24 protein-coding genes are annotated in these 25,048 nt (G+C 36.2%); 18 read left to right on the top strand and 6 right to left on the bottom strand.

Features of this window, described 5'->3' with window-relative positions:
- Positions 1-31 precede the first annotated feature (31 nt).
- Together RTP99_RS08500 and RTP99_RS08495 are read right to left on the bottom strand one after the other, a co-directional pair.
- Positions 32-556, bottom strand: coding sequence for a DinB family protein (locus RTP99_RS08500; RefSeq protein WP_001012020.1), 525 nt, complete (start codon positions 554-556; stop codon positions 32-34).
- Positions 557-639: 83 nt separating this feature from the next.
- Positions 640-1,710: a M24 family metallopeptidase gene (locus RTP99_RS08495; protein WP_001026203.1), complete on the bottom strand. Its 1,071-nt coding sequence runs from the start codon at positions 1,708-1,710 to the stop codon at positions 640-642.
- A gap of 282 nt (positions 1,711-1,992) precedes the next feature.
- Between RTP99_RS08495 and RTP99_RS08490 the strand changes: the two genes are divergently transcribed.
- Complete coding sequence (locus tag RTP99_RS08490) at positions 1,993-3,150, top strand: lysozyme inhibitor LprI family protein (RefSeq protein WP_000736513.1); 1,158 nt, start codon at positions 1,993-1,995, stop codon at positions 3,148-3,150.
- A gap of 73 nt (positions 3,151-3,223) precedes the next feature.
- Here the strand turns inward: RTP99_RS08490 and RTP99_RS08485 are convergent, their stop codons facing one another.
- The 3 genes from RTP99_RS08485 to RTP99_RS08475 all read right to left on the bottom strand — a co-directional run bounded on the left by RTP99_RS08485 (position 3,224) and on the right by RTP99_RS08475 (position 6,432).
- Positions 3,224-4,933, bottom strand: a complete 1,710-nt coding sequence (locus RTP99_RS08485) for an Rqc2 family fibronectin-binding protein (RefSeq protein WP_000863251.1) — start codon at positions 4,931-4,933, stop codon at positions 3,224-3,226.
- 158 nt (positions 4,934-5,091) lie between these two features.
- A complete protein-coding gene (locus RTP99_RS08480; RefSeq protein WP_000817273.1) occupies positions 5,092-6,249 on the bottom strand; it encodes an RNA-guided endonuclease InsQ/TnpB family protein in 1,158 nt (385 codons plus the stop codon).
- Positions 6,250-6,255: 6 nt separating this feature from the next.
- A complete protein-coding gene (locus RTP99_RS08475; RefSeq protein ID WP_225990156.1) occupies positions 6,256-6,432 on the bottom strand; it encodes a MerR family transcriptional regulator in 177 nt (58 codons plus the stop codon).
- A 110-nt stretch (positions 6,433-6,542) separates the two neighbouring features.
- Here RTP99_RS08475 and RTP99_RS08470 point away from each other — a divergent pair, with 110 nt between their 5' ends.
- The 17 genes from RTP99_RS08470 to spoVM all read left to right on the top strand — a co-directional run bounded on the left by RTP99_RS08470 (position 6,543) and on the right by spoVM (position 24,536).
- Positions 6,543-9,266 carry a calcium-translocating P-type ATPase, SERCA-type gene (locus RTP99_RS08470; protein WP_001104745.1) on the top strand — a complete coding sequence of 908 codons (2,724 nt, stop codon included), beginning with the start codon at positions 6,543-6,545 and terminating at the stop codon, positions 9,264-9,266.
- Positions 9,267-9,366: 100 nt separating this feature from the next.
- Positions 9,367-10,242 carry a YicC/YloC family endoribonuclease gene (locus RTP99_RS08465; protein ID WP_312365238.1) on the top strand — a complete coding sequence of 292 codons (876 nt, stop codon included), beginning with the start codon at positions 9,367-9,369 and terminating at the stop codon, positions 10,240-10,242.
- A 67-nt stretch (positions 10,243-10,309) separates the two neighbouring features.
- Positions 10,310-10,573, top strand: a complete 264-nt coding sequence (remA, locus tag RTP99_RS08460; RefSeq protein ID WP_001251456.1) for an extracellular matrix/biofilm regulator RemA — start codon at positions 10,310-10,312, stop codon at positions 10,571-10,573.
- 13 nt (positions 10,574-10,586) lie between these two features.
- The gene (gene gmk, locus RTP99_RS08455) at positions 10,587-11,204 is read left to right on the top strand and encodes a guanylate kinase (protein ID WP_001257738.1); all 618 of its coding nucleotides are present in this window, start codon (positions 10,587-10,589) and stop codon (positions 11,202-11,204) included.
- A 2-nt stretch (positions 11,205-11,206) separates the two neighbouring features.
- Positions 11,207-11,419, top strand: coding sequence for a DNA-directed RNA polymerase subunit omega (gene rpoZ / locus RTP99_RS08450; protein ID WP_000933969.1), 213 nt, complete (start codon positions 11,207-11,209; stop codon positions 11,417-11,419).
- 172 nt (positions 11,420-11,591) lie between these two features.
- The gene (coaBC, locus tag RTP99_RS08445) at positions 11,592-12,797 is read left to right on the top strand and encodes a bifunctional phosphopantothenoylcysteine decarboxylase/phosphopantothenate--cysteine ligase CoaBC (protein WP_000911756.1); all 1,206 of its coding nucleotides are present in this window, start codon (positions 11,592-11,594) and stop codon (positions 12,795-12,797) included.
- On the top strand, positions 12,794-15,199 hold the full coding sequence (gene priA / locus RTP99_RS08440; RefSeq protein ID WP_000666730.1) for a primosomal protein N': 2,406 nt from the start codon (positions 12,794-12,796) through the stop codon (positions 15,197-15,199). Before coaBC ends, priA begins: the two co-directional genes overlap by 4 nt.
- An 11-nt stretch (positions 15,200-15,210) precedes the next feature.
- Positions 15,211-15,681, top strand: a complete 471-nt coding sequence (gene def, locus RTP99_RS08435; RefSeq protein ID WP_000279468.1) for a peptide deformylase — start codon at positions 15,211-15,213, stop codon at positions 15,679-15,681.
- A gap of 23 nt (positions 15,682-15,704) precedes the next feature.
- Positions 15,705-16,649 carry a methionyl-tRNA formyltransferase gene (fmt, locus tag RTP99_RS08430; protein WP_016718311.1) on the top strand — a complete coding sequence of 315 codons (945 nt, stop codon included), beginning with the start codon at positions 15,705-15,707 and terminating at the stop codon, positions 16,647-16,649.
- On the top strand, positions 16,646-17,980 hold the full coding sequence (rsmB, locus tag RTP99_RS08425; RefSeq protein ID WP_001249676.1) for a 16S rRNA (cytosine(967)-C(5))-methyltransferase RsmB: 1,335 nt from the start codon (positions 16,646-16,648) through the stop codon (positions 17,978-17,980). The genes fmt and rsmB overlap by 4 nt, the downstream gene beginning before the upstream one ends.
- Positions 17,981-17,984: 4 nt before the next feature.
- Positions 17,985-19,073: a dual-specificity RNA methyltransferase RlmN gene (rlmN, locus tag RTP99_RS08420; RefSeq protein ID WP_000450543.1), complete on the top strand. Its 1,089-nt coding sequence runs from the start codon at positions 17,985-17,987 to the stop codon at positions 19,071-19,073.
- 4 nt (positions 19,074-19,077) lie between these two features.
- Entirely contained in the window at positions 19,078-19,830 is a 753-nt protein-coding gene (locus RTP99_RS08415) for a Stp1/IreP family PP2C-type Ser/Thr phosphatase (RefSeq protein ID WP_000648696.1), read from the top strand.
- Positions 19,831-19,838: 8 nt separating this feature from the next.
- Positions 19,839-21,812 carry a serine/threonine protein kinase PrkC gene (gene prkC / locus RTP99_RS08410; protein ID WP_000904767.1) on the top strand — a complete coding sequence of 658 codons (1,974 nt, stop codon included), beginning with the start codon at positions 19,839-19,841 and terminating at the stop codon, positions 21,810-21,812.
- Positions 21,813-22,080: 268 nt separating this feature from the next.
- Positions 22,081-22,962: a ribosome small subunit-dependent GTPase A gene (rsgA, locus tag RTP99_RS08405; protein WP_001113936.1), complete on the top strand. Its 882-nt coding sequence runs from the start codon at positions 22,081-22,083 to the stop codon at positions 22,960-22,962.
- Between the two features lie 2 nt (positions 22,963-22,964).
- Positions 22,965-23,609 carry a ribulose-phosphate 3-epimerase gene (gene rpe, locus RTP99_RS08400; protein ID WP_000589966.1) on the top strand — a complete coding sequence of 215 codons (645 nt, stop codon included), beginning with the start codon at positions 22,965-22,967 and terminating at the stop codon, positions 23,607-23,609.
- Between the two features lie 99 nt (positions 23,610-23,708).
- Positions 23,709-24,389 carry a thiamine diphosphokinase gene (locus RTP99_RS08395; RefSeq protein ID WP_029141182.1) on the top strand — a complete coding sequence of 227 codons (681 nt, stop codon included), beginning with the start codon at positions 23,709-23,711 and terminating at the stop codon, positions 24,387-24,389.
- A 66-nt stretch (positions 24,390-24,455) separates the two neighbouring features.
- The gene (gene spoVM, locus RTP99_RS08390; protein ID WP_001213599.1) at positions 24,456-24,536 is read left to right on the top strand and encodes a stage V sporulation protein SpoVM; all 81 of its coding nucleotides are present in this window, start codon (positions 24,456-24,458) and stop codon (positions 24,534-24,536) included.
- Between the two features lie 73 nt (positions 24,537-24,609).
- Here spoVM and rpmB read toward each other — a convergent pair whose 3' ends face one another.
- Positions 24,610-24,798 carry a 50S ribosomal protein L28 gene (rpmB, locus tag RTP99_RS08385; protein WP_000124776.1) on the bottom strand — a complete coding sequence of 63 codons (189 nt, stop codon included), beginning with the start codon at positions 24,796-24,798 and terminating at the stop codon, positions 24,610-24,612.
- Positions 24,799-25,048: the final 250 nt, after the last annotated feature.

The raw sequence follows: 25,048 nt of genomic DNA, 5'->3' as shown, positions 1-25,048 counted from the left end.
AAAAAGTGCCACCTTATTCGGTGGCACTTTCTCATTTTATTGAATGAGCTTTTTGCATCTTTTTAATTAAACGAATTTGTCCGCGATGATTGATTTCATCTTCAAATACGTGAAACCACTTAAAATAGTTATTTGCTTGTTTGTCATACCAAAAGTCTGTCGTTTTAAACAGCCATTCATCAGGTAACGATTGGAATGTTTCAATTGTTTTGGAACGTACTTCTTGTAATGTATCAATATAAAATTCTATAGAGTTTCCTTTTATTTTCTCACGTCCAAGAGCTTCTAACTCGAGGCCAGGTAACCATCTTTCTAGTTCGGCCTCCGTTGGTTCGCGGTCTTCAAAAGTATGAATCTGGTAATAAAATTCAACAGCAGCCATGTGATATAATAGCATGCCGATTGAATTTGCTTCCCCATTATATAAATAATCAAGTTCTTCCATTGTTAAATCTTCCACCGCTTGCATTGTTGTATAGCGAGCGTAATTCATCATGGAAACTAGTTTGGAAAATTCAGGATGTAAACCATCGATTTTATCTATTACAAAGTTCAATTACAATTCCCCCTCTTTAAACGAATACTCCAGAGAAGGCATTCTATGTGCAGAGAAAAAATCCTGTTGAAAATTTCAAAATATTAACAAGGGATTACAATTAGTTCTCTATTTGATTTTGTAATAACTTCATATCCGTCTTTTGTAATGACAATATCATCTTCAATTCTACAACCGCCCCAGTTAGGTATGTAAATACCTGGTTCAACTGTAACGACCATACCCTCTTCTAAAGTAGCCTTACTTTCTTGGGATAGGCGGAGAGGTTCATGAATTTCTAATCCAAGACCATGACCAGTAGAATGTCCAAAATATTGACCGTATCCATGCTCAGTAATGTAGTTTCTCGTTATATCATCGATACGTTTTGCAGTTTCTCCAGGTTTAATCGCTTCAGTCCCGCGTTTTAATGCTTCTCGTACAATATTGTATATCTTTTTAAATTCTTCTGATGGTTCCCCGATTGCTACAGTACGTGTTATATCGGAACAGTATCCGTCGTAAAGTGCACCGAAATCTAATGTAACGATGTCGCTCCGCTCGATTATTTTATTTGATGCAACGCCATGAGGAAGAGAAGAACGAACACCAGAAGCTACAATAATTTGAAATGATGAAGATGTAGCTCCTTTTTTTCGCATGAAAAATTCTAACTCATCTCGTACATCATTTTCACTTATTCCCGGTTTTAGAAACGTAAGAATGTGGTGAAATGCTTCGTCCGCAATATGAGCTGCAATTTTCATTGTTTCTATTTCAGGCGTGTCTTTAATGATACGAATACTTTCGATAATTTCGCACACTTGAATCATTTCCGTATGTACGTATTTTTGCAAGTTTTTATATTGTTGCAATGTCATGTTGTTTTCTTCAATTCCAAGTTTTTGAATGTTTAATTTCGATACTTGATGTGCAATCTCTTTTTCTAAATTTCCTTTATGCATAACAATTTCAGCATCTTGTATTTGTGATTTTGCTTGATCTACATAGCGGAAATCTGTTATGAAAACAGCTTGATCCGCAGAGATTAAGACGACGCCAGCACTACCTGTAAAGCCTGTTGCATATTGACGATTTTCTTTTTTTGTAATAAGTAACCCGTCAATTCCATACTTATGTAGTTGTTTTTGGATATTAGTTATTCTTATATTCATTTTAATGCCTCCTTTTTATATTTAATAAAGCAAAAATTGTGCCAATATACTTATTGACAATAAAAGAGAAGAGGGAGTTTTGTGTCAAAAAAACTAGACAAATATAAAATGAGGATGTAAAAAATTTATACAGTAATGTAAACTTGCATATTATAATCTTTCAATTCTAATATTATATTTTTTGTATAAATAAATGGTGATAATTGGTATAATAAGAGGTCGTTATGTGTTCTTGTAGATAAAGGTGCGTAACGAATAAATAGGAATAAGGAATGTGAGTATATGAAGAAATTAAGTAAAGTCATGTCATTTTGCTTCGCTGCTAGTATGCTAGTTGTAACAGGGTGTGAAAAAAGTGAAATCAAAGCTCAAGCAAATGAAACGATTGAACAGCTTGATGAAGCGCCGGAAGTGACAGAAAAAGAAGCGAAAAAGATTGTAAGAAAGAGTGTAGATGCAATAGCAAATGCATTTAGTGAGATGGAAAAAGAAAATGGATGGAGTCGAAATAACCCTGGAGATTTGGCGACAGCGAAAAAAGGAGTTAAGGGATTAGTTACAGAAAAATTTGTAGAGAACCAGCTTCCTAATTCGCTTGAAACATTTAATAGATCTAGAGAGACAGATATGTTGCCATTCCCTATTAATATTGAACCAGAAATGAGATTAACGTATACACAGAAAGATAAAAATTTAACGATTGAAACGATTATACCTTCAAATGATATGGGAAATGAAGCAGAGATATGGGAGTTTATTTTCGTTTATAAAGATGGAAAATGGTTAATGGATAAATGGTCATCGCATACACCGAGAGATTTAAAACTTACGAAGGAAGAAGCTAGTGAGTTTCTGAAAATTCGAGGCTTTAAGAATGTCGATTTTGTTAAAGAAGAAAACAGTGGTGACAAAAAATATATTTTTAAAGAAAATACTAGATCAATAGCTGTGGATGCAAAAACATCGGTTATTACATATAATTTAGATGAGCAAAAGCAGGAAAAAGAAGCGAAAGAAAATAGTAGTCAAGAACACGAAAACATTAAGGAAAATAACATGAGTACGCATGCTACTTCTAAAGAAGAGAAGCAGACTAAAAAAGAAACTTCGTCAGCAGTAGGTAAAAGTAAGGTTTTAAATGAGTTAGCGGCTCTAGAAAACCAAGAAAAACATACAAATGTCATGTCAACAAATGACATAGTAAATGAAATAGAAGGAAATTATGAACTGTGGGATAATAAACTAAATGAAATTTACAGTACATTAAAAAATACGATGTCCCCTGATGCATTTCAGTCATTAAAAACGAAACAAATTGCGTGGGTTAAAGAAAAGGAAAGTAAGGTTAAAGCAATTGGTACTGATACAAATAACGGGACGATGAGACGTATAGATGCTTCAGAGGAGAAATACAAGATGACAAAAGAAAGATGTTATTAATTAGTGAATGGGTATATGAACTAGTTGGAACGAATATAAAAATGCGTTGCTTATGAGCAACGCATTTTTATATTTAAGCTTTTAATTTCATTACAGTATCAGCATCCGGTGTAACATATACGGTTTGCTGATTGTCGTACGTAACAAAACCAAGTTTTGCACCACTCGGTTTTTTCACATGGCGTATTTTGGTGAAATCAACAGGTACAGAACTAGACTCTTTTGCTTTACTGTAATAAGCAGCAATTTTGGCAGCTTCTAGTAAAGTTTCTTCAGCAGGTTCTAAAGAACGAATGACAACGTGAGAACCAGGTATGTCTTTCGTATGTAACCAAATTTCATCACGACGGGCAAATTTCGTTGTTAAATAATCATTTTGCTTATTGTTTTTACCGACGAAAATCTCTGTGCCATCACTTGCTACATATTTATCTAATACTGGTTTAGTGGGCTTTTTCTTTCCGTTTTTCGTTTTACGATTGCGCATATAACCTTCTTCAGCTAATTCCTCACGAATTTCTTCAATATCTTTTGAAGAAGCAGCTTCCATTTGTTGAAGTAAGCTATCAAAATAAAGAATTTCTTCCTTTGTTTTTTCGATTTGTTCTTCTACAACAACAACTGAATTTTTCGCTTTTTGGTACTTTTGGAAATAGCGTTGTGCATTTTCAGATGGCGTTTTTAAAGGATCTAATGCGATCTTTACAGTTCCGCCATTTTCATCATAATAGTTAACGACTTCAATATCTTTATCGCCTTTTTTCAAAGCGTACATATTGGCTGTAAGTAGTTCGCCAAATAGTTGATATTTATCTGCTTTTCCAGCATCTTGTAATGTTTTTTCTAGTTTAATGAGTTTTTTCTCATTTTTATTTTTTTCGTTTTGCATAAAGCGCTCTAAATCATGAGCTTGTTGTTTTACACGGTCACGCTCTGCTTTTCCAAAAAAGAAACGGTCTAGCAATTCACTAACAGATGAGAATGTCTTGTCTTCTCCAGCTAAGTGCGCAAGAGGGAAAAGATAAAAGAATTCTTTCCCATTTGAAGTAGTCATTGTTGGTGAATATGTATGAGTTAATAATGGTTTTTGTATGGAGAAAAATGCGTCAGCTAATGCTTTTTCATTTACCATACCTGCTTTTTTCACTACTTCTTTTGCGAATAATGGTGATATTCCGGTAAAGGTTCCGACTAGCTGTTTATCCATGTTTCCAGATAGAAAGTCTAGCGGTCTAATAAATTCATCCTTTGTTTCGATCTGAAGTGGGTTAATTTTATGTTGTGCTGGTGGTGCAATATATTCAGCTCCAGCATATACAGTTCGATGTCGGTTTACTGCTAAGGAAACGTGTTTTAAGCTATCTAAAATATTGTTTGTTTTTGTATCTACTAAAATGATGTTACTATGTCGTCCCATAATTTCAATTACTAATGTTTTTAGCGATTCATCACCAATTTCATTTCTGCTACGAACGGTAATTTGAATAATACGCTCTAAATCAATTTGTTCAATTTTTTCAATAAATCCACCTTCTAAATGCTTACGAAGAAGCATACAGAACATTGGTGGAAGTGCAGGTGAATCATAATTTTGATTTGTTAAGTGTAAACGTGCATATGTCGGATGAGCGGAAAGAATCAGTTTTTGATTTTTTCCGTTTGCTCGAATATGTAATAAAATCTCGTATTTTGAAGGTTGATATATTTTTGAAATTCTTCCCGTGTAAAGAGAATTTGCAATTTCATGTGTAATCGCTCTTGTAAATAATCCATCGAATGCCATAAATGAACACTGCTACTAAAAATATAGACAAATGTATATTCTTAGAGTATTCCTGCTTCTACGTGTCCTGTCTCGCCAATTACTCGCTACTACAGTTTGCTGTAACACTCCACAGGCGTAAATTCCGATGTAGCCCACCGTACATATATACAATCTATTTACGTTAGTATTGTATATTCTTTTGTTTGTAAAAGATTGAAAGCTGCGTTCAAATCTCTATCCATTACATTGCCACATTCACATGTATATAACCGGTCAGATAGCTTTAAATCCTCTTTCTTTTGACCGCAACATGAGCACAACTTTGACGATGGATAAAACCGGTCTACTTGACGTAATTCAATTCCATATTCCTCACATTTCATCAAAAGCCACATTTTAAAAGCATAAAAGGACTGCTTGGCAATTGTTTTAGATAGATGTTTATTCTTCAGCATATCTTTCACATTCAAATCTTCCACTGTAATAAACGTTGGCTTGGTTTTCACCACATTCGTTACAATAGACTTTACATACTCTAGTCGAATATTCGCTAATCGAGCGTGTAGTTTTTGCACTCTAAGAATATTTTTGTTTATATTCGCTCTTTTATTAGTAACAGATTTTTCACCTCTCTTTTTTAGATTTTCATATTTTTGCGCTAAAGAGCGTTGTTCACGTTTTAACCGTTTTTCCATCTTTTTTACTTTTATTGTTTTGTTGATGTTTTCGTGAACGATACCATCGCTACGTGTAGCGAAATCCTTCACCCCTAAATCAATCCCTAGACCTATGTTATTAAGTATTGGTTTTACCCTTACTTCTTCTCTTTCACAAAGTACAGATACAAAATATCTTCCTGCTCTTTGATACACTGTGCCACTTTTTACAGTTGCATTTTTAGGGATATATCCATATTCTTTTAACCTTACCCAACCAATTGTGGGGATTTTTATTCTATGCCTTTCTACTGTCCAATCTGTTTTGTTGTTTTTAGGAAAATAGCACTTCAAATCTTGCTTCTTCTTTTTCTTATATCGTGGGAATTTAGATAAACCCTTAAAAAATCGTTTGAAAGCTTTATCTCCATTCATAATCGCTTGTTTTACAGCTTTACTTGATACTCCTTTTATCCACTGGTCACATTCTTTTGTATAGACATTATTCAACCATTTAGAAAAGTCATACCCACTTAGAAACTTTCCTTCGGCTTCATACAGCTCATTGTTTTTAGAGATATACAGGTTGTAAACATATCTACACACACCAATCGTCTGGTTTATTTGGATTATTTGTTCTTTTGTCGGATGGATTTCTATTAGATATGCTCTTTTCATAAATCTTCATCCTCCGGTATTTTCTTCTTGAATCCCCATATAGTCTTTATAATGTTTATCTGTATAATATCTTCTTCCTTTAGGGTTTCGGTAAGTAGGCAATACACTCTTGTTATCCCATCTCTGCAAAGTTCTTATAGGCATATTGATTATTTCAGTAAATTCTTTTGGTCTATATTTTATATAACTGTATTTAGCTCCTTTCTAACTAAAAGTTAATTATAGCATTTTTTTGGACGAGGCTGAATAAGCTTTCAATAGAGTATGTCTGGAATCAGGAGGTCGATAGCAGGATGAACTGGTATGGAATGCGTGCACATGAAGTGGAAGAAAGAACGAATACAAATGTGAAGGTTGGACTTACAGAGAAAGAAGCAGAAGGGCGAATAAAAAAATTTGGTACAAATGAACTAGATGAAGCGAAAAGGCCTTCTGCACTAATGGTATTTTTGGCGCAATTTAAAGATTTTATGGTGCTTGTTTTGTTTGGTGCAACAATCGTTTCGGCTTTTTTAGGGGAATACATTGATTCTATTGCGATTGTGGCAATTGTTATTATCAATGGTATTCTCGGATTTTTTCAAGAAAGAAAGGCTGAAAAGTCATTGGAAGCTTTAAAAGAGCTAGCCGCCCCGCAAGTAACTGTACTGCGAAATGGAAAGTGGGTAAAGGCACCGTCTAAAGCACTCGTTTTAGGTGATATTATTAAATTTTCTAGTGGCGATCGTGTTGGAGCTGATGTACGTCTTGTTGAGGCGTCGAGTTTATATATTGAAGAATCGGCTTTGACAGGAGAGTCAGTACCCGTGCAGAAGAAAGTAGAAGCATTGCAAGGGCAAGATGTTTCAATTGGTGATCAAAAAAATATGGCTTTTATGGGTACGATGATTACACGAGGGTCTGGAACAGGAGTCGTTGTAGCAACGGGTATGAATACAGCGATGGGACAAATTGCAAATATGTTACAAAATGCAGAGCAGATGGAAACACCACTGCAAAGAAGATTAGAGCAACTCGGAAAAATATTAATTATTGTGGCTCTTGTTTTGACAGCGCTTGTCGTGTTAGCTGGTGTGTATCAAGGGAATGAAGTGTATCATATGTTTTTAGCGGGTGTGTCGCTAGCTGTTGCTGCTATTCCAGAAGGATTGCCAGCAATTGTTACAGTAGCCTTATCACTTGGTGTACAGCGTATGATAAAAAAGAGAGCAATTGTAAGAAAGTTACCAGCAGTAGAAACGTTAGGTTGCGCTTCTGTTATATGCTCTGATAAAACAGGAACGATGACGCAAAACAAAATGATGGTAACACATATGTGGTCAGGTGGAGAGTTGTGGAAAGTGACAGGCCAAGGATATGAACCTAATGGCTCGTTTATGAAAGGTGAAAAAGAAATTAATCCAGCTAAGACGAAATCACTTTATCAACTACTTACATTTGGTTCGTTATGCAATAACGCAAATATTATTCAAAAGAAAAAGGCGTATGTATTAGATGGAGATCCAACTGAGGGAGCGCTTGTAGCTGTAGCAATGAAAGCGGGGATAACGCGTGAGGCGCTGAAAGGGAAATTTGAAATTATCCGTGAATTTCCGTTTGATTCAACTCGAAAAATGATGAGTGTTATTGTACGAGATCGAGAGGGTAAAAAGTTTGTCGTTACGAAGGGAGCACCAGATGTCCTTCTGCAAATGAGTCAAACGATTTTATGGGGGGATAAGCAGCAACCATTAAGTGAGTTGTATAGAAAAGAAGTACAGGCGGCTATTCATAGCTTAGGTAGTCAAGCACTTCGAACAATTGCAGTTGCTTTTAAGCCTTTAAAAGTAACAGACTCAATTGAACATGAAAGAGACGTTGAAAAAGATTTTATGTTAGTTGGAATACAAGGAATGATTGATCCGCCAAGACCAGAAGTAGAGCAGGCAGTAAAAGAGTGCAGAGAAGCTGGTATTCGAACGGTGATGATTACAGGTGATCATAAAGTGACTGCAATGGCGATTGCAGAACAATTAAGCATTTTACCACCAGGTGGACGCGTTGTTGAAGGGGTAGAACTCGCAACTATGGATGTAGAAGAATTAGAAAATGTTGTAGAAGATACGTATGTATTTGCTCGTGTATCACCAGAACATAAATTAAAAATTGTTAAGGCGTTGCAAAATAAAGGACATATAGTGGCGATGACAGGTGATGGAGTAAACGATGCTCCGGCTATAAAAACTGCGGATATTGGGATAGCGATGGGAATTACAGGGACAGATGTTGCAAAAGAAGCTTCTTCTCTCGTATTGCTGGACGATAATTTCGCTACGATAAAATCAGCAATTAAAGAAGGTAGAAATATATACGAGAACATACGTAAGTTTATTCGTTATTTATTAGCATCGAACGTTGGAGAAATTTTGGTCATGTTATTTGCAATGTTACTTGCACTACCGCTGCCGATGGTTCCAATTCAAATTTTATGGGTGAATTTAGTTACTGACGGTTTACCGGCGATGGCGTTAGGTTTGGATAAGGCCGAGGGAGACGTGATGAAGAGAACGCCGCGTCATCCGAAAGAAGGGGTATTTGCTAGAGGGCTTGCCTGGAAAATTATAAGTCGTGGCTTTCTAATTGGGGCAGTGACGCTAGTAGCATTTATTATTGCGTATAATCAACATCCAAATGAACTGAAATATGCACAAACTGTAGCGTTTGCAACATTGGTACTTGCTCAGCTGATTCATGTATTTGATTGCCGAAGTGAGCATTCTGTTTTCCACCGCAATCCGTTTGGAAATGTGTATTTAGTAGGAGCGGTTATCATTTCATTACTACTCATGCTAGTCGTTATATATTATCCACCGTTACAACCGATTTTTAGCACGATGCCAATACAAGCGAGAGATTGGTTGTTAATTGGAGGTTTATCGTCAATTCCGACCTTCTTATTAGTAGGCTCTTTATTAACAGGGAAAAAAGGGAAGAAGGAAAAGCCAATATTATATAAGAAGGGATTAAACTTGAAATAGTCAATGATATGAAAATGTGATATAATTTACAGAAGGTAGTAGAGCCTTGTCTCTATTACCTTTTTCATTGAGTTATTTCATGGCTTGGATGTGATAAAAAATGATTTGTAGTATGACAGGATTTGGAAGGTCGAAAGTAGAGAGTGATACTTTTCAAATTACAGTAGAAATGAAATCGGTGAACCATCGTTTTCTAGAGATGAGTATTCGACTACCGAAGCAAATGATGGTATTTGAAGACAAAATTCGTAAAATAATTGCACAGCAAGTTCGCCGTGGACGTATTGAAGTGTCTATTAGTATAGCGGGTGAAGGGCTTGTTGAAAGAAAATTAAGTGTGAATTGGTCGCTTCTTGAGCAGTACCAATCAATTATGGAAGATATAAAAGGGAAATTTCAATTACAAGATTCTATTACACTCGAGCAATTAATGGCAATGCCAGAAGTAACAGCGATTGAAGAGGTAGAAAACGTAAATGAACAATTTGAGAACAGTTTATATGAGGCTGTTCGCCAAGCTGCTCATATTTTAAAAACGATGAGAGATGGCGAAGGAGAACGATTACATAAAGATATAGCGTATCGCTTACAAGAGATTCACAATTGTGTAAATGCTATTATTCCGCATGCACCAATTGTTACACAAAAATATCGTGAACGATTAGAAAATCGCTTAAAAGAATTACATAATCAAGATCTAGATGAACAAAGATTGCTAACAGAAGTTGCAATCTTTGCTGAGCGTTGTGATATTCACGAAGAGTTAGTTCGTTTGCAAAGTCATTTAGAACAATTCCGTGAAACACTGCAGATTGAAGAGCCTGTTGGAAGGAAAATGGATTTCATCGTGCAAGAGATGCATAGAGAAATTAATACGATTGGTTCTAAGGCAAATGACTTAACAATTTCAAAATATGTTGTAGAAATGAAAAATAACCTTGAAAAAATTCGTGAACAAGTACAAAATATTGAGTAGCTTTCAAAAAATATATAAAGTTATACGTGGTGGAGAAATCGGATAGACTTACTAGGAGGCGCAAACTATGGCCATGCGGTTTTTAAATATTGGATACGGAAATATTGTATCTGCTCATCGAATTATTGCTATTGTAAGTCCGGAGTCAGCTCCTATTAAACGAACAGTACAGGAAGCACGCGAACATAATGCTTTGCTTGATGCTACGTATGGGAGAAAAACAAGGGCGGTTATTGTTATGGATGATGGGCATGTTGTATTAAGTCCAATTCAGCCAGAGACGATTGCACATCGTTTGAATAATAAAGAAGATTTAAGTGAGGAAGGGTAGGTTTTACATATTTATGAGAAGTAGAAGAGGATTGCTCATCGTTCTTTCAGGACCTTCTGGGGTTGGTAAAGGAACGGTTCGAAAAGAGCTGTTTAGTCATGAGGATACACGTTTTCAGTATTCCATTTCAGTAACGACACGTAAGCCGCGTGAAGGTGAAGTGGATGGTGTGGATTATTTCTTTAAAGAGAGAGAAGAATTTGAGGAAATGATTCGTAATGAAAAATTACTTGAGTGGGCTGAGTTCGTAGGTAATTATTACGGAACACCAATTGACTATGTTGAAAAAACATTACAAGAAGGAAAAGATGTATTCTTAGAAATTGAAGTGCAAGGAGCAATTCAAGTTAAGAAAGCTTTCCCAGAAGGTGTATTTATTTTCTTAGCACCTCCAAGTTTATCTGAACTAAAGAACCGAATTGTCGGTCGTGGTACAGAAACTGAAGATGTTATTGAAAATCGTTTAACGGTAGCGAAAGAAGAAATTGATATGATGGACGCTTACGACTACGTTGTAGAAAACGACCAAGTTGAACTAGCTTGTGAAAGAATTAAAGCAATTGTGGTTGGCGAACATTGCCGCCGCGAAAGAGTAGCAAAATATTATAAAGAAATGACGGAGGGTCTATAATTATGTTAAATCCATCAATTGATTCATTATTAACAAAAATCGATTCTAAATATACACTTGTAACAGTGGCTGCAAAACGTGCGCGCGAAATGCAACTTGCTAATAACTGTGTTGTAGAAAAACCAGTTTCTCATAAATGTGTAGGTAAAGCATTAGAAGAAATCGATATTGAAGCGTTAAGCTACGTACCAAGTGAAGATAAAGTAACTGAATAAGACTTTGTCTTCGACAATTTAAAACATAGACTTTATAATTTTCTATGTAACGGTAACAACCTATTTACAAGTAGGTTGTTATTTTTTTACGGTAGGGAAGAAATATTGATACTGATGAGCTGATAATCTTGTTTCAGTATGATAAGTTTGAAAAAGAAAGAGGACGAGCCATATGCTAAAAGGGAAAAAGATACTTTTATGTGTAACAGGAGGCATTGCGGTCTTTAAAGCGGCTGCGTTAACGAGTAAATTGACACAATCTGGTGCTATTGTAAAAGTAATGATGAGTGAGTCGGCAATGAAATTTGTTACACCTCTTACATTCCAAGCGCTTTCTCGCCATGATGTATATACGGATACATTCGATGAGAAAGACTCAGCTGTTATTGCTCATATCGATTTAGCAGATTGGGCAGATGTTGTACTTGTTGCACCTGCTACAGCCAATTGTATTGGAAAGTTAGCTAACGGTATTGCAGATGATATGATTACAACTACTTTGTTAGCTACTACAGCCCCAGTGTGGATTGCACCTGCTATGAATGTGCATATGTATGAAAATAAAATTGTTCAAAAAAATATGATGACGTTAAAAACGTTAGGGTATACATTTATTGAGCCCGGAGAAGGTTTTTTAGCGTGTGGTTATGTAGCGAAAGGAAGATTAGAAGAACCTGAAGCGATTATCGCACGGTTAGAAGAGGCTTTTTCAGAACAAAAACCATTACATGGAAAAAGAATATTAATAACTGCTGGTCCAACGCGTGAAAAGATTGATCCAGTTCGTTTTATGACCAATTTTTCTTCTGGAAAAATGGGATATGCGATTGCGGAAGTGGCAGCGAACTTAGGTGCTGACGTCATACTCGTTTCGGGACCGACAGCATTACATCCACCATTACATGTAACTACGGTGCAAGTGGAATCTGCGCAAGATATGTTAGAGGCGGTTATTCAACATTATGAAGACGTAGATGTTGTTATTAAAACAGCAGCAGTTGCAGATTATCGCCCGAAATACGTTCATGATAATAAAATGAAAAAGAAAAATGGCGATGCTGTAATTGAACTTGAGAGAACAGTAGATATTTTAAAAACGTTAGGTGAGATGAAGGACAAACAGTTACTTATCGGTTTTGCGGCTGAAACGACAAACGTAGAGGAATATGCAACGAAAAAATTACGTGAGAAAAATGCGAATATGATTGTTGCAAACGACGTAAAGGCGCAAGGAGCTGGATTTGGTACAGATACGAACATTGTAACAATGTATAGAAAAGATGGAGAAGTTATAGAGTTGCCACTTTTAACGAAGAAAGAGGTTGCTCGTGAAATATTAAAGCAAATTGAAATGATGTTAGAAGATGATCGTCTATGAAATTTGCAAGTGTAATTGTTGATGTACCTGCACGTCAGACAGATCGACCATTTGATTATATTATCCCTAAAAAATGGGAAGATATTGTCCAGACAGGCATGCGTGTAGTAGTTCCGTTTGGCCCAAGGAAATTGCAAGGTTTTATTATTGGGATTAAAGATTCTGTTGAAGTAGAAAGTAAGAAGTTAAAGACAATCCATGAAATTTTAGATGTAACACCCGTTTTAAATGAAGAGTTGTTAAAGCTAGGGTATTGGCTTACAAGTGAAACGTTATGTTATATGATTTCAGCTTTTCAAGTTATGCTTCCAACGGCGATAAAAGCAACATATAAAAAACGTCTACAGCTTCGCAAACAAGAAGAAGTAGCACCGGAACTACTGTTTTTATTCCAGGACAGAGAAGCGATAGATTGGGAAGCGATTGAGACGCAGCCACATCTATACCGCACGATTCAACAAGAAATTAAACATGGCACGATTGAAGTTGTTTATCAAGTAAAAGATAAAGTACAAAAGAAGAAACAAAGAGTCGTTCAACCGGAGTTGTCAGAAGATAAATTAGAATTAGCAGCATTTGAACTGAAAAGTAAAAAACAACAAGATGTCCTCTATTATTTTGTGGAAAATTATAAAAGTGTACCGTTGAAAGTAATAACAGAAGAGTTACAAATAACAGATGCTCCAATTAAAGCACTTGTTAAAAAGGGACTACTCTCAGAAAAGTATGTGGAAGTGTACCGAAATCCGTATGACGATGACGATTTTGAACAAACGAAACCATTCCCACTTACTGAGGAACAAAAGCAAGTTATTACACCGATTTTATCATCAATTACAAATGAAACTTACAATCCATTTTTACTATATGGTGTTACAGGAAGCGGAAAAACAGAAGTATATTTACAATCTATAGCAGCGGTGCTCGAGAAAGGAAAAGAAGCTATTGTACTTGTTCCTGAAATTGCACTAACGCCTCAGATGGTAGATCGTTTTAAAGGTAGATTTGGCTCACAAGTTGCAGTTCTTCATAGTGCGCTGTCTGTTGGAGAAAAATATGATGAATGGCGTAAGATTTTAAGAAAAGAAGTGAAAGTCGTAGTTGGTGCACGTTCAGCTGTATTTGCTCCTTTTGAAAATTTAGGGATTATTATTATTGATGAGGAACATGAATCGAGCTACAAGCAAGAAGATAATCCGAGGTATCATGCAAGGGATGTAGCTGTGTGGAGAGGACAATATCATAAATGCCCTATCGTTCTTGGTAGTGCAACACCGACGCTTGAATCGTTTGCAAGAGCGAAAAAAGGTGTGTATGAATTACTGACGATGGAAAAACGTATGAACGAACAAGCTTTACCGACAGTAGAGATTGTTGATATGCGTGAAGAACTTCGTGACGGGAATCGCTCCATGTTTTCAAAGGCACTGCATGAAAAAATAGCAGATCGGTTAGAAAAGAAAGAACAAATGGTGCTCTTTTTAAATAGAAGAGGTCATTCTACATTTGTTATGTGCCGTGATTGCGGGTATGTTGTACAATGTCCGCATTGTGATATCTCGCTGACATATCATAAAATGAACCATCGTTTAAAATGCCATTATTGCAGTTACGAAGAAAATATGCCGACTGCGTGTCCTGCTTGTCAAAGTACATACATTCGTTTCTTTGGTACAGGTACGCAAAAGGTAGAAGAAGAAATTACAAAACTATTTCCAGAGGCACGAGTCATTCGAATGGATGTAGATACGACGAGTCGTAAAGGGATGCATGAGAAATTATTAAAGGCGTTCGGGGAAGAAAAAGCAGATATATTACTTGGAACACAAATGATTGCAAAAGGATTAGATTTTCCGAAAGTAACGCTTGTTGGTGTTTTAACTGCTGATACGATGCTTCATTTACCTGATTTCCGGGCGAGTGAAAAGACTTATCAGTTATTGACGCAAGTAAGTGGACGAGCAGGCCGACATGAATTGCCAGGGGAAGTTATCATTCAAACGTATACGCCAGAACATTATAGTATAGAGTTAGCAAAGAACCAACAATATGATGTGTTTTTTGATCAAGAAATGCAAATGAGGCGAACGAGACAATACCCACCTTATTACTATGTTGTACTTGTGACGGTATCTCATCCGGAATTATTAAAGGCAGTACAAGTGACGGAAAAAATTGTCGGTCATTTACGGACGCACTGTTCGCAGCAAACGATGGTGTTAGGACCGGTTGCTTCAGCAATTCCAAGGATAAAAGATAGATATCGTTATCAATGCATGATAAAATACAAACGGGAACCAAACTTAAAGAACGTGCTCAAAATGGTAAATGAACATTATCAAGCAGAAATGCAAAAAGAGCTACAAATCTCAATTGATTTTAATCCAACAATGTTAATGTAGCGGAGGGAAATATGGCAGTTTTAGAAATAGTAAAGCATCCAAATGAAGTGTTAGAAACACCGTGTGAAAGAGTAATTAACTTTGATAAAAAGTTAGTGAAATTGTTGAAAGATATGCATGAAACAATGTTAATTGCGGACGGAGTCGGTTTAGCTGCGCCTCAAGTAGGGGTAAGCTTGCAAGTGGCGGTAGTTGATATCGGTGATGATACTGGGAAAATTGAGTTAATCAATCCATCGATATTAGAAAAACGTGGTGAACAAGTAGGTCCCGAAGGCTGTTTAAGCTTCCCGGGACTTTATGGTGAAGTGGAACGTGCGGATTATATTAAAGTGCGTGCGCAAAATCGCAGAGGTAAAGTATTTTTATTAGAAGCAGAAGGGTTTTTAGCGCGTGCAATTCAACATGAAATCGATCATTTACACGGTGTGTTATTTACATCGAAAGTGACAAGATATTATGAGGAAAACGAATTAGAATAGGTATTAAAAGGAGCGGTTTTTAAATGATAAAAGTAGTATTTATGGGGACACCGGACTTTTCAGTGCCGGTGCTTCGTCGTCTTATTGAAGATGGCTATGATGTAATAGGTGTTGTGACGCAACCAGATCGTCCGGTAGGCAGAAAGAAAGTATTAACACCTACACCTGTTAAAGTGGAAGCAGAAAAACATGGTATTCCAGTGTTACAACCGTTAAGAATTCGTGAAAAAGACGAATATGAAAAAGTATTGGCATTAGAGCCGGATTTAATTGTAACAGCTGCGTTCGGTCAAATTGTACCAAATGAAATTTTAGAAGCACCGAAGTATGGATGTATTAACGTCCACGCTTCTTTACTTCCTGAACTTCGTGGTGGTGCACCAATCCATTATGCAATTATGGAAGGGAAAGAAAAAACAGGTATTACAATTATGTATATGGTAGAAAAATTGGATGCTGGTGATATTTTAACGCAAGTAGAAGTGGAAATTGAAGAGCGTGAAACGACAGGCTCGTTATTTGATAAGTTAAGTGAAGCAGGGGCACATCTTTTATCTAAAACAGTACCTTTACTAATTCAAGGTAAGTTAGAACCAATTAAACAAAGCGAGGAAGAAGTAACGTTTGCATATAATATAAAACGTGAGCAAGAGAAAATTGATTGGACAAAAACAGGTGAAGAAGTATACAATCACATTCGCGGATTGAATCCATGGCCAGTTGCTTATACAACTTTAGCAGGACAAGTTGTTAAAGTATGGTGGGGAGAAAAAGTACCTGTAACGAAATCAGCTGAAGCAGGTACGATTGTTGCAATTGAAGAAGATGGTTTCGTTGTAGCAACTGGTAATGAAACGGGTGTTAAAGTTACAGAATTGCAACCTTCTGGTAAAAAGCGTATGAGTTGTTCGCAATTTTTACGTGGCACAAAACCTGAAATTGGAACGAAGTTAGGAGAAAATGCATGAGACAAAATGTTCGTGAATTAGCTCTTGATGGTTTAATTCAAGTAGAAAAAAGTGGTGCATACAGTAACTTACTTTTAAATAATCTAATTGAAAAAAGTACAATTGATAGAAAAGATATTGGTTTATTAACTGAAATTGTATATGGAACAATTCAACGTCGTGACACATTAGATTATTATTTACAGCCTTTTTTAAAAAAGAAGGTTGAAGCGTGGGTAAGAGTATTGCTTCGCTTATCTTTATATCAAATGATTTATTTAGACCGAGTGCCCGAAAGAGCGGCTATTCATGAAGCAGTTGAGATTGCAAAGCGTCGCGGGCATAAAGGAATTGCTGGTATGGTGAACGGTGTATTACGTTCGATTCAAAGAGAAGGTGTACCTTCTGTAGATGAAATCAAAGATCCAGTAGAACGCTTGGCAATTGCAACAAGTCATCCAGTTTGGCTTGTCCAAGAATGGGCTTCAGAATATGGTTTAGAAACTGCTGAGAAAATGTGTGAAGTGAACATGTTACCGCCTGTACCAACAGCGCGTGTAAATGTTGATAAAATAACAGTAGAAGAAGCAATTACATTATTAGCTAGTGAAGGTATAGAAGCGAAGCGTGGCGATTTATCAGATGATGCAATTCAAATTGAAAAAGGAAATGTAGCGCACACAGATGCGTTTAAAAAAGGTTTTCTTTCTATTCAAGATGAAAGTTCTATGCTGGTAGCACGTGCCTTAGAACCAGATGAGGGAGATGTAGTTCTTGATAGTTGTGCTGCTCCAGGTGGAAAAACAACGCATATTGCAGAGCGATTAAAAGGAACTGGTCAAGTCATGTCCCTTGATTTACATGCGCACAAAGTACGTTTAATTAAACAACAAGCAGAGCGACTTGGTCTAGGAAATGTCGAAACAAAGGCATTAGATGCTAGAAAAGTACAAGAACACTTTGCAAATGAAACGTTTGATAAAATATTAGTAGATGCCCCATGTTCTGGATTTGGTGTAATTAGACGTAAGCCTGATATTAAGTTAGGTAAAGATAAAGGCGATAGTGAAAGATTATCGACGATTCAACTTGCAATACTAGAAAAAATCGCACCGTTATTAAAACAAGGTGGTCGCCTTGTTTATAGTACGTGTACAATTGAGAAAATAGAAAATGAACAAGTAATAGAACGATTTTTACAAGAGCATCCTGAGTTCGAGTGGGATACTACGATAAAAGAGCGTATGCCAGAAAAGCTAAGTCCGTATATTGATGAAGGTCAAGTACAAATTTTACCGCATTATTTTGCAACAGATGGCTTTTATATTGCTTGTTTAAGGAAGAGGGTGTAGCATCGTGGAAACGACTGTGAGAAAACAAAAGAAAAATTTAGAAACGAAAAAACCATCAATTTACTCTTTACAACTTCATGAAATGCAAGATTGGTTAAAGGAGCAAGGAGAACCAAAGTTCCGTGCTGGACAAATTTTTGATTGGTTATATAAAAAACGTGTAAAAAATTATGAGGATATGTCAAACCTTTCTAAAGGATTGCGTGAAAAATTGTCGAATTCCTTTGATATTACTACTTTAAATACGTTAGTAAAACAAACGTCTTCGGATGGAACAATTAAATTCTTATTCCAATTATATGATGGATATTCTATTGAAACGGTATTAATGCGACATGAATATGGAAATTCCATTTGTGTAACAACACAAGTAGGTTGTCGTATTGGGTGTACGTTCTGTGCTTCAACGCTTGGCGGTTTAAAGCGAAACTTAGAAGCTGGAGAAATTGTAGCACAAGTAGTAGAAGTGCAACGTGCACTTGATGAATCAGAAGAACGTGTAAGTTCTCTTGTCGTTATGGGAATTGGAGAACCATTTGATAACTACGATAATTTAATGGGATTCTTACGCATCATTAACCATGAAAAAGGACTTCATATTGGTGCGAGACATATGACAGTTTCGACAAGTGGAATCATCCCGAAAATTTATAAGTTCGCTGAAGAAGATTTACAAATTAATTTTGCGATTTCACTGCATGCTCCAAACTCAGAATTACGTTCAAAATTAATGCCGATTAACCGTGCTTATAAGCTACCAGATTTGATGGAAGCTATTAAATACTATGTAAATAGAACAGGGCGTCGTATTACTTTTGAATATGGACTATTTGGAGGCGAAAATGACCAAGTTGAGCACGCTGAAGAGCTTGCTGCGCTCTTGAAAGGTGTAAAATGTCATGTGAACTTAATTCCGGTAAACTACGTACCTGAACGTGATTATGTACGTACGCCACGTGAACAAATTTTCTTATTTGAAAAAACGTTAAAAGATCGTGGAGTAAATGTAACGATTCGCCGTGAACAAGGTCATGATATTGATGCAGCCTGCGGTCAGTTGCGTGCGAAGGAGCGCAAAGAAGAGACGAGGTGACGAGATGAAAGCCGTGTTTCTATCAGATAAAGGAAAAGTTCGTCAACATAATGAAGATAGTGCAGGAGTTTTTCACAATTTAGATGGAAATATTTTAGCGGTAGTAGCAGATGGAATGGGAGGTCATCGAGCTGGTGATGTAGCTAGCTCGATGACCATTCAATTATTCCATGATTATTGGAAGCAAACGCATAATATGAACGAGCCAAAAAAAGTAGAAGAGTGGTTACATACTAGCGTTGGGATTATTAATGAGCGTATATATGAATACTCTAAGCAACATGTAGAATGTAACGGGATGGGAACAACACTTATAATAGCGATTTGTACACCAAATTTTGTGACGATAGGTCATATAGGAGATAGTCGTTGTTATATGGTATCAGAGGGGGAAATCTCGCTTGTAACGGAAGATCACTCACTTGTCAATGAACTTGTGAGACATGGTGAAATTTCAAAAGAAGACGCAGAATATCACCCGAAAAAGAATGTTTTGTTAAGGGCATTAGGAACAGAAGAGAAAGTCGGATTAGATGTGAAAACATTAGTGCTAGAGGAAGATGATCAGTTACTTCTTTGCTCTGATGGACTATCTAACAAAGTTTCTATTGCTGATATGCAACAAGTTTTACAGTTAAATGAACAGCTAGAAACTAAGGGACAACGTCTCATTCAATTGGCGAATGATCGTGGCGGGGAAGATAATATCACCCTTGTTCTCATTGATTATGCGGGTTCGACAAACGAAAGTAGGTGAAGTGCAACGTGCTGATTGGAAAACGCTTAAATGACCGTTATAAGCTACTGAAAATGATTGGTGGCGGTGGAATGGCCAATGTGTATTTAGCTCATGATGATATACTAGGCCGAGATGTAGCGGTGAAAATATTAAGACTCGACTATTCAAATAACGAAGAGTTTATTAAACGTTTCCATCGAGAAGCGCAGTCTGTTACAACGTTGTCGCATCCAAATATTGTGAATATGTATGATGTCGGAGAAGAAGATGGTATATATTATCTTGTAATGGAGTATGTACCAGGACAAACATTGAAGCAATACATAATTGAGCGAGGGATGTTACCGATAGGAGAAGCTCTTGATATTATGGAGCAGTTAACATCCGCCATGGCACACGCCCATCATTTTGAAATTGTGCACCGCGATATTAAACCGCACAATATTTTAATTCGAGCTGATGGAGTAATAAAAGTAACAGATTTTGGAATTGCGACAGCTACAAGTGCAACAACAATTACACATACAAATTCAGTACTCGGTTCGGTGCATTATTTATCACCAGAACAAGCGCGCGGCGGGATAGCAAATAAACAATCAGATATTTATTCCCTAGGGATTGTTATGTTTGAGTTGTTAACAGGAAGACAACCGTTTTCTGGTGAATCTGCTGTTGCTATAGCTTTAAAACATTTACAAAGTGAAATTCCGTCTCCGAGAAGATGGAATGAACATATTCCGCAAAGTGTCGAAAATATTATATTAAAGGCAACTGCGAAAGATCCGTTTCATCGATATCAATCTGCCAATGCGATGAAACGAGATATTGAAACTGCGCTATATCCAGAGAGGATAAATGAGCAGCCATTTTACATACCGGAAGATATGGAAGCGACAAAAGCGATTCCGATTATTCAACAAGAACAATTATTCGAAAATGTTACTGATGAAACAATTGTTTTAAAAGGAAGTAAAGTGGATGAACAGACAAGAAAAGAAGAAACGGATTTAAATAAGAAGAAAAAACGAAGTAATAAATGGCTCAAAATTTTAATTACAACATTTTTACTTTTAGCGATCGGAATAACGTTAGCCCTTACTGTTATTCCAGGATTCTTTATTCCAAAAGATGTAAAAGTCCCTGATGTGTCTGGTATGAAATATACGACTGCAGTAAATACATTAGTTGAAAAGGGTTTTGAGGTTACGGAACCTAATATTGTATATACAGATGATGTAGAGGTCGGTGGTGTTCTAAAAACAGACCCCGCGGCCGGAAGAGTCGTGAAAGAGAACTCTAAAATTACTATCTATCAATCGGGTGGGAAAAAGAAAAATAAGATGAGTGATCTCACAGGAAAAGATTTTGAGAGCATAAGGTCTGAATTAGAAGAAAAATATAAACAAGTTACAATAAATTATATTGAAAATGATAGACCAAAAGGTGAAATCGTTGAGCAAATTCCGACGCCGGATCAAATGGTAGTAGAGGCGGAACAAGACTTGAAAATTTGGGTAAGTAAGGGTCCATATCAAATTAGACCAGGTGACTTTTCAGGATGGACTGAAAATAGTGTCAATGGTTATTTGAATGAGAGGAAACTAACTCCAGATATAAAACGAGAGTATTCTGATACTGTTGATAAAGGACTTGTAATTTCGCAATCTCCAAAACCAGGAACGCCGTTAAAAGAAGGAGATAAAGTGACGATTGTCATCTCAGAAGGTCCTAAGCCGAAAGTAACGAAAACAGTGAAAGTAGATAATATTTCTATTCCGTATGAGTCTTCTATAATAGGTGAGAAAAAACCGCAAACGATAGAAATTTATAAAGAAGATATGCAACAAAAAATGGATAGACCAATTGAAACTAGAACAATTTCAGAGTCGGCAACTATTTCATTAGAATTTGTAATTCAAGAAGGTACAAAAGGACATTATAAAATTGTACGAGATGGTGTAACGATTATCGACAAAGAAGTACCATATCCAACTCAATAATAATGAATTCCATTTTCTTTTTAGAGAGAATGGAATGTATTACTTCTGCCTGTTATGCTGTCTACATATAGTGGACTGTATAACAGGCAAAAATATATGATTCAAAAAGATATAAAAGTGATACTGTTATAAATAATATTTTAAATTTGATGGTAGATTAAATATATTAATGTGTATATATGACGGGTTTTGAAATCTTTATTTAAAGAATGATAATCCATTCAATATGAATTACAGCTTCACTTTATACAGAATAAAGGAGAATTATATGCCAGAAGGAAAAATTGTAAAAGCTCTAAGTGGATTTTATTATGTGCAGCATGAAGAAGGGATTACACAATGTCGCGGGCGTGGTGTATTTAGAAAAAATAAAATTACACCACTGGTAGGAGACCAAGTTGTTTTTCAGGCTGATAATCCAAGTGAAGGATACGTGCTTGAAGTATTTGATCGAAAAAATGAACTTGTCAGGCCTCCTATTGCTAATGTTGATCAAGCAATTCTTGTTTTTTCAGCAGTAGAACCAGATTTTAATCCGGGACTGTTAGATCGATTTTTAGTGCTGATTGAATATCATAACATTAAGCCGATTATTTGCATTAGTAAGATGGATTTAGTGGATGAAAAAATGAGAGAGACTGTTGAATCTTATGCAAATGACTATCGTGAGATGGGATATGATGTATTATTTACTTCTATAAATACATCGGAAAGTATTGATATTTTAAAACCGTTCTTAGAAGGTTGTGTTTCCGTTGTTGCGGGACAATCTGGTGTTGGAAAATCTTCTATGCTTAACGTCTTACGTCCAGAATTAGAACTGAAAACGAATGATATTTCCTCACATTTAGGACGCGGGAAACATACGACAAGACACGTAGAATTAATTGCGATTGGAAGCGGACTAGTTGCAGATACACCTGGTTTTAGTTCACTCGATTTCATAGATATAGAGGTAGAAGATCTTACATATTGTTTTCCAGAGTTGAAAGAAGCGAGCCAATACTGTAAATTTAGAGGGTGTACACATCTTTCTGAACCGAAATGCGCTGTGAAGGCTGCGGTTGAAGAGGGGAAGATTACAGAATATCGTTATAAGAATTACAAACAATTTGTAGAAGAAATTAGAGAGAGAAAGCCGAGGTATTAGTTATGATTAAAATTGCACCATCGATCTTATCAGCAGATTTTTCAAAATTAGGGGAAGAGATTAAAGATGTAGAAAAAGGCGGAGCGGATTACATTCACGTCGATGTAATGGATGGACATTTCGTACCAAATATTACGATTGGACCATTAATTGTAGAAGCAATTCGTCCGATCACATCGTTACCGTTAGATGTACATTTAATGATTGAAAATCCTGATAACTATATCCCGACTTTCGCAAAAGCGGGAGCGGATATTATTACTGTTCATGTAGAGGCGTGCCCTCATTTACATCGTACAATTCAGTTAATTAAATCTCATGGCATTAAAGCAGGAGTTGTATTAAATCCGCATACGCCAGTTTCAGTGATTGAGCATGTATTAGAAGATATTGATATGGTATTACTTATGACAGTAAACCCTGGATTTGGTGGGCAGAAATTTATCCATTCTGTATTACCGAAAATTAAACAAGTTGCAGAAATGGTTAAAGAGCGCAATCTAGAAGTAGAAATTGAAGTTGATGGTGGTGTAAACGCTGAAACAGCAAGACTTTGTGTAGAAGCAGGAGCAAATGTACTTGTAGCTGGGTCAGCAGTATACAATCAAAAAGACCGCGGTGAAGCAATTCGTGTCATTCGTGGATAATGAATGAACGAGTCTTTATCCCAGTGAATCTTCTAGTGTAGTAAGTTTTCACTATTTATAAAGGATAGAGAAAAAATATGTAAAAAGGCAATCTACCGAATGGCAGATTGCCTTTTTACAATAGAAGGGGAAGGAAACATGATTATTCATATTTTAGCGGGAGGACCTGCGGAATATTGTGCAGATTTTTCTCCATATGAAAATGAGAAAGTAGTGTGGGCGGCAGTTGATAGAGGAGTATATCGTTTATTAAAAAGAGGTATTATTCCTGCTGTTGCGTTTGGAGATTATGACTCGGTTACTGAAGAAGAATTAGCATGGATGGGGCAACAAACAAATGATTTACATATTGTTCCTCGTGAAAAAGATCAAACGGATTTAGAAATTGCGATTAACTGGGCGTTAGAACAAAAGCCGGCACTCATTCGTATTTTTGGTGCTACTGGCGGAAGACTTGATCACGGTTTAGCGAATATACAAATGCTTTTAAAAGGATTAGAAGTAGGAATAGAGATGTGTATTGTAGACAATCAAAATGAAATAAGTGTAAAAAGAGTGGGTACACATATAATTGAAGAAAATAAAAATTTCCCTTATGTATCTTTTGTGCCTGTTACTGAAATAGTGGAAGGGATTACATTACTTGGTTTTAAATATCCTCTAACGAATAAAAAAATAGAGTGGGGATCAACACTTTGTATTAGTAATGAACTCGTTGAGGAAAAAGGTACTTTTTCATTTACTTCTGGCATATTAATGGTGATAAGAAGCACTGATTAAAGAAACAATTTTGCTCCTTACATCATATAGTGACCAAGTGGAGTAATGGGGATTAGGAGGGAAACCATGAGATTTTATACAATTAAGTTACCTAAATTTCTTGGTGGAATTGTTCGTGCCATGTTAAATACCTTCAAAAAAGATTAAAAAAAGCACCTATTACCGGTGCTTTTTCCATTGGTATAGTAAAAAAAGAGCCTAGCGGCTCTTTTTTTTATTATTAAACACGTTCGATTTTGCCAGATTTTAATGCTCTAGCAGAAACGTAAACACGTTGAACTTTTCCGTCGATGCGTACGCGAACTTTTTGAAGGTTAGCGCCCCACTTACGTTTTGTAGCGTTCATTGCGTGAGAACGAGAGTTACCAGAACGAGCTTTTCTTCCAGTAATAGCACAAACACGAGCCATTTATATTTCCCTCCCTTGATACCTTACCATACGTAATTTTTCAATGTTAGTCTTTTATGCGATGCTAAAAACACTACTATAATTTAACACAACTAAAAAGAGAATGCAACACTGTAGAAAAAAGAAATCAAGAAAAATTACTTGACACTATATGTCAATGAAGAAAAGTTGAAATCAAGAAAAATTGCTTGACATATTATAGTGATACATGTTGTATAATAACAATGGACTATTTTGCTCATCATAAAAA

The sequence above is a fragment of the Bacillus sp. (in: firmicutes) genome (assembly GCF_031983925.1).
GTDB lineage: Bacteria > Bacillota > Bacilli > Bacillales > Bacillaceae_G > Bacillus_A > Bacillus_A pacificus.
The sequence above is the reverse complement of the archived record's forward strand: the minus strand, read 5'-3'. Positions and strand labels throughout refer to the sequence as shown.

Coding starts and splice junctions, on each gene's coding strand:
- RTP99_RS08490 (WP_000736513.1), top strand. CDS start 1,993: ATGAAGAAATTAAGTAAAGTCATGTCATTTTGCTTCGCTGCTAGTATG.
- RTP99_RS08495 (WP_001026203.1), bottom strand. CDS start 1,710: ATGAATATAAGAATAACTAATATCCAAAAACAACTACATAAGTATGGA.
- RTP99_RS08465 (WP_312365238.1), top strand. CDS start 9,367: ATGATTTGTAGTATGACAGGATTTGGAAGGTCGAAAGTAGAGAGTGAT.
- RTP99_RS08395 (WP_029141182.1), top strand. CDS start 23,709: ATGGCAGATTGCCTTTTTACAATAGAAGGGGAAGGAAACATGATTATT.
- rpoZ (WP_000933969.1), top strand. CDS start 11,207: ATGTTAAATCCATCAATTGATTCATTATTAACAAAAATCGATTCTAAA.
- rsmB (WP_001249676.1), top strand. CDS start 16,646: ATGAGACAAAATGTTCGTGAATTAGCTCTTGATGGTTTAATTCAAGTA.
- RTP99_RS08415 (WP_000648696.1), top strand. CDS start 19,078: ATGAAAGCCGTGTTTCTATCAGATAAAGGAAAAGTTCGTCAACATAAT.
- spoVM (WP_001213599.1), top strand. CDS start 24,456: ATGAGATTTTATACAATTAAGTTACCTAAATTTCTTGGTGGAATTGTT.
- RTP99_RS08480 (WP_000817273.1), bottom strand. CDS start 6,249: ATGAAAAGAGCATATCTAATAGAAATCCATCCGACAAAAGAACAAATA.
- gmk (WP_001257738.1), top strand. CDS start 10,587: ATGAGAAGTAGAAGAGGATTGCTCATCGTTCTTTCAGGACCTTCTGGG.
- RTP99_RS08470 (WP_001104745.1), top strand. CDS start 6,543: ATGAACTGGTATGGAATGCGTGCACATGAAGTGGAAGAAAGAACGAAT.
- def (WP_000279468.1), top strand. CDS start 15,211: ATGGCAGTTTTAGAAATAGTAAAGCATCCAAATGAAGTGTTAGAAACA.
- priA (WP_000666730.1), top strand. CDS start 12,794: ATGAAATTTGCAAGTGTAATTGTTGATGTACCTGCACGTCAGACAGAT.
- fmt (WP_016718311.1), top strand. CDS start 15,705: ATGATAAAAGTAGTATTTATGGGGACACCGGACTTTTCAGTGCCGGTG.
- remA (WP_001251456.1), top strand. CDS start 10,310: ATGGCCATGCGGTTTTTAAATATTGGATACGGAAATATTGTATCTGCT.
- rpmB (WP_000124776.1), bottom strand. CDS start 24,798: ATGGCTCGTGTTTGTGCTATTACTGGAAGAAAAGCTCGTTCTGGTAAC.
- coaBC (WP_000911756.1), top strand. CDS start 11,592: ATGCTAAAAGGGAAAAAGATACTTTTATGTGTAACAGGAGGCATTGCG.
- RTP99_RS08485 (WP_000863251.1), bottom strand. CDS start 4,933: ATGGCATTCGATGGATTATTTACAAGAGCGATTACACATGAAATTGCA.
- rpe (WP_000589966.1), top strand. CDS start 22,965: ATGATTAAAATTGCACCATCGATCTTATCAGCAGATTTTTCAAAATTA.
- rsgA (WP_001113936.1), top strand. CDS start 22,081: ATGCCAGAAGGAAAAATTGTAAAAGCTCTAAGTGGATTTTATTATGTG.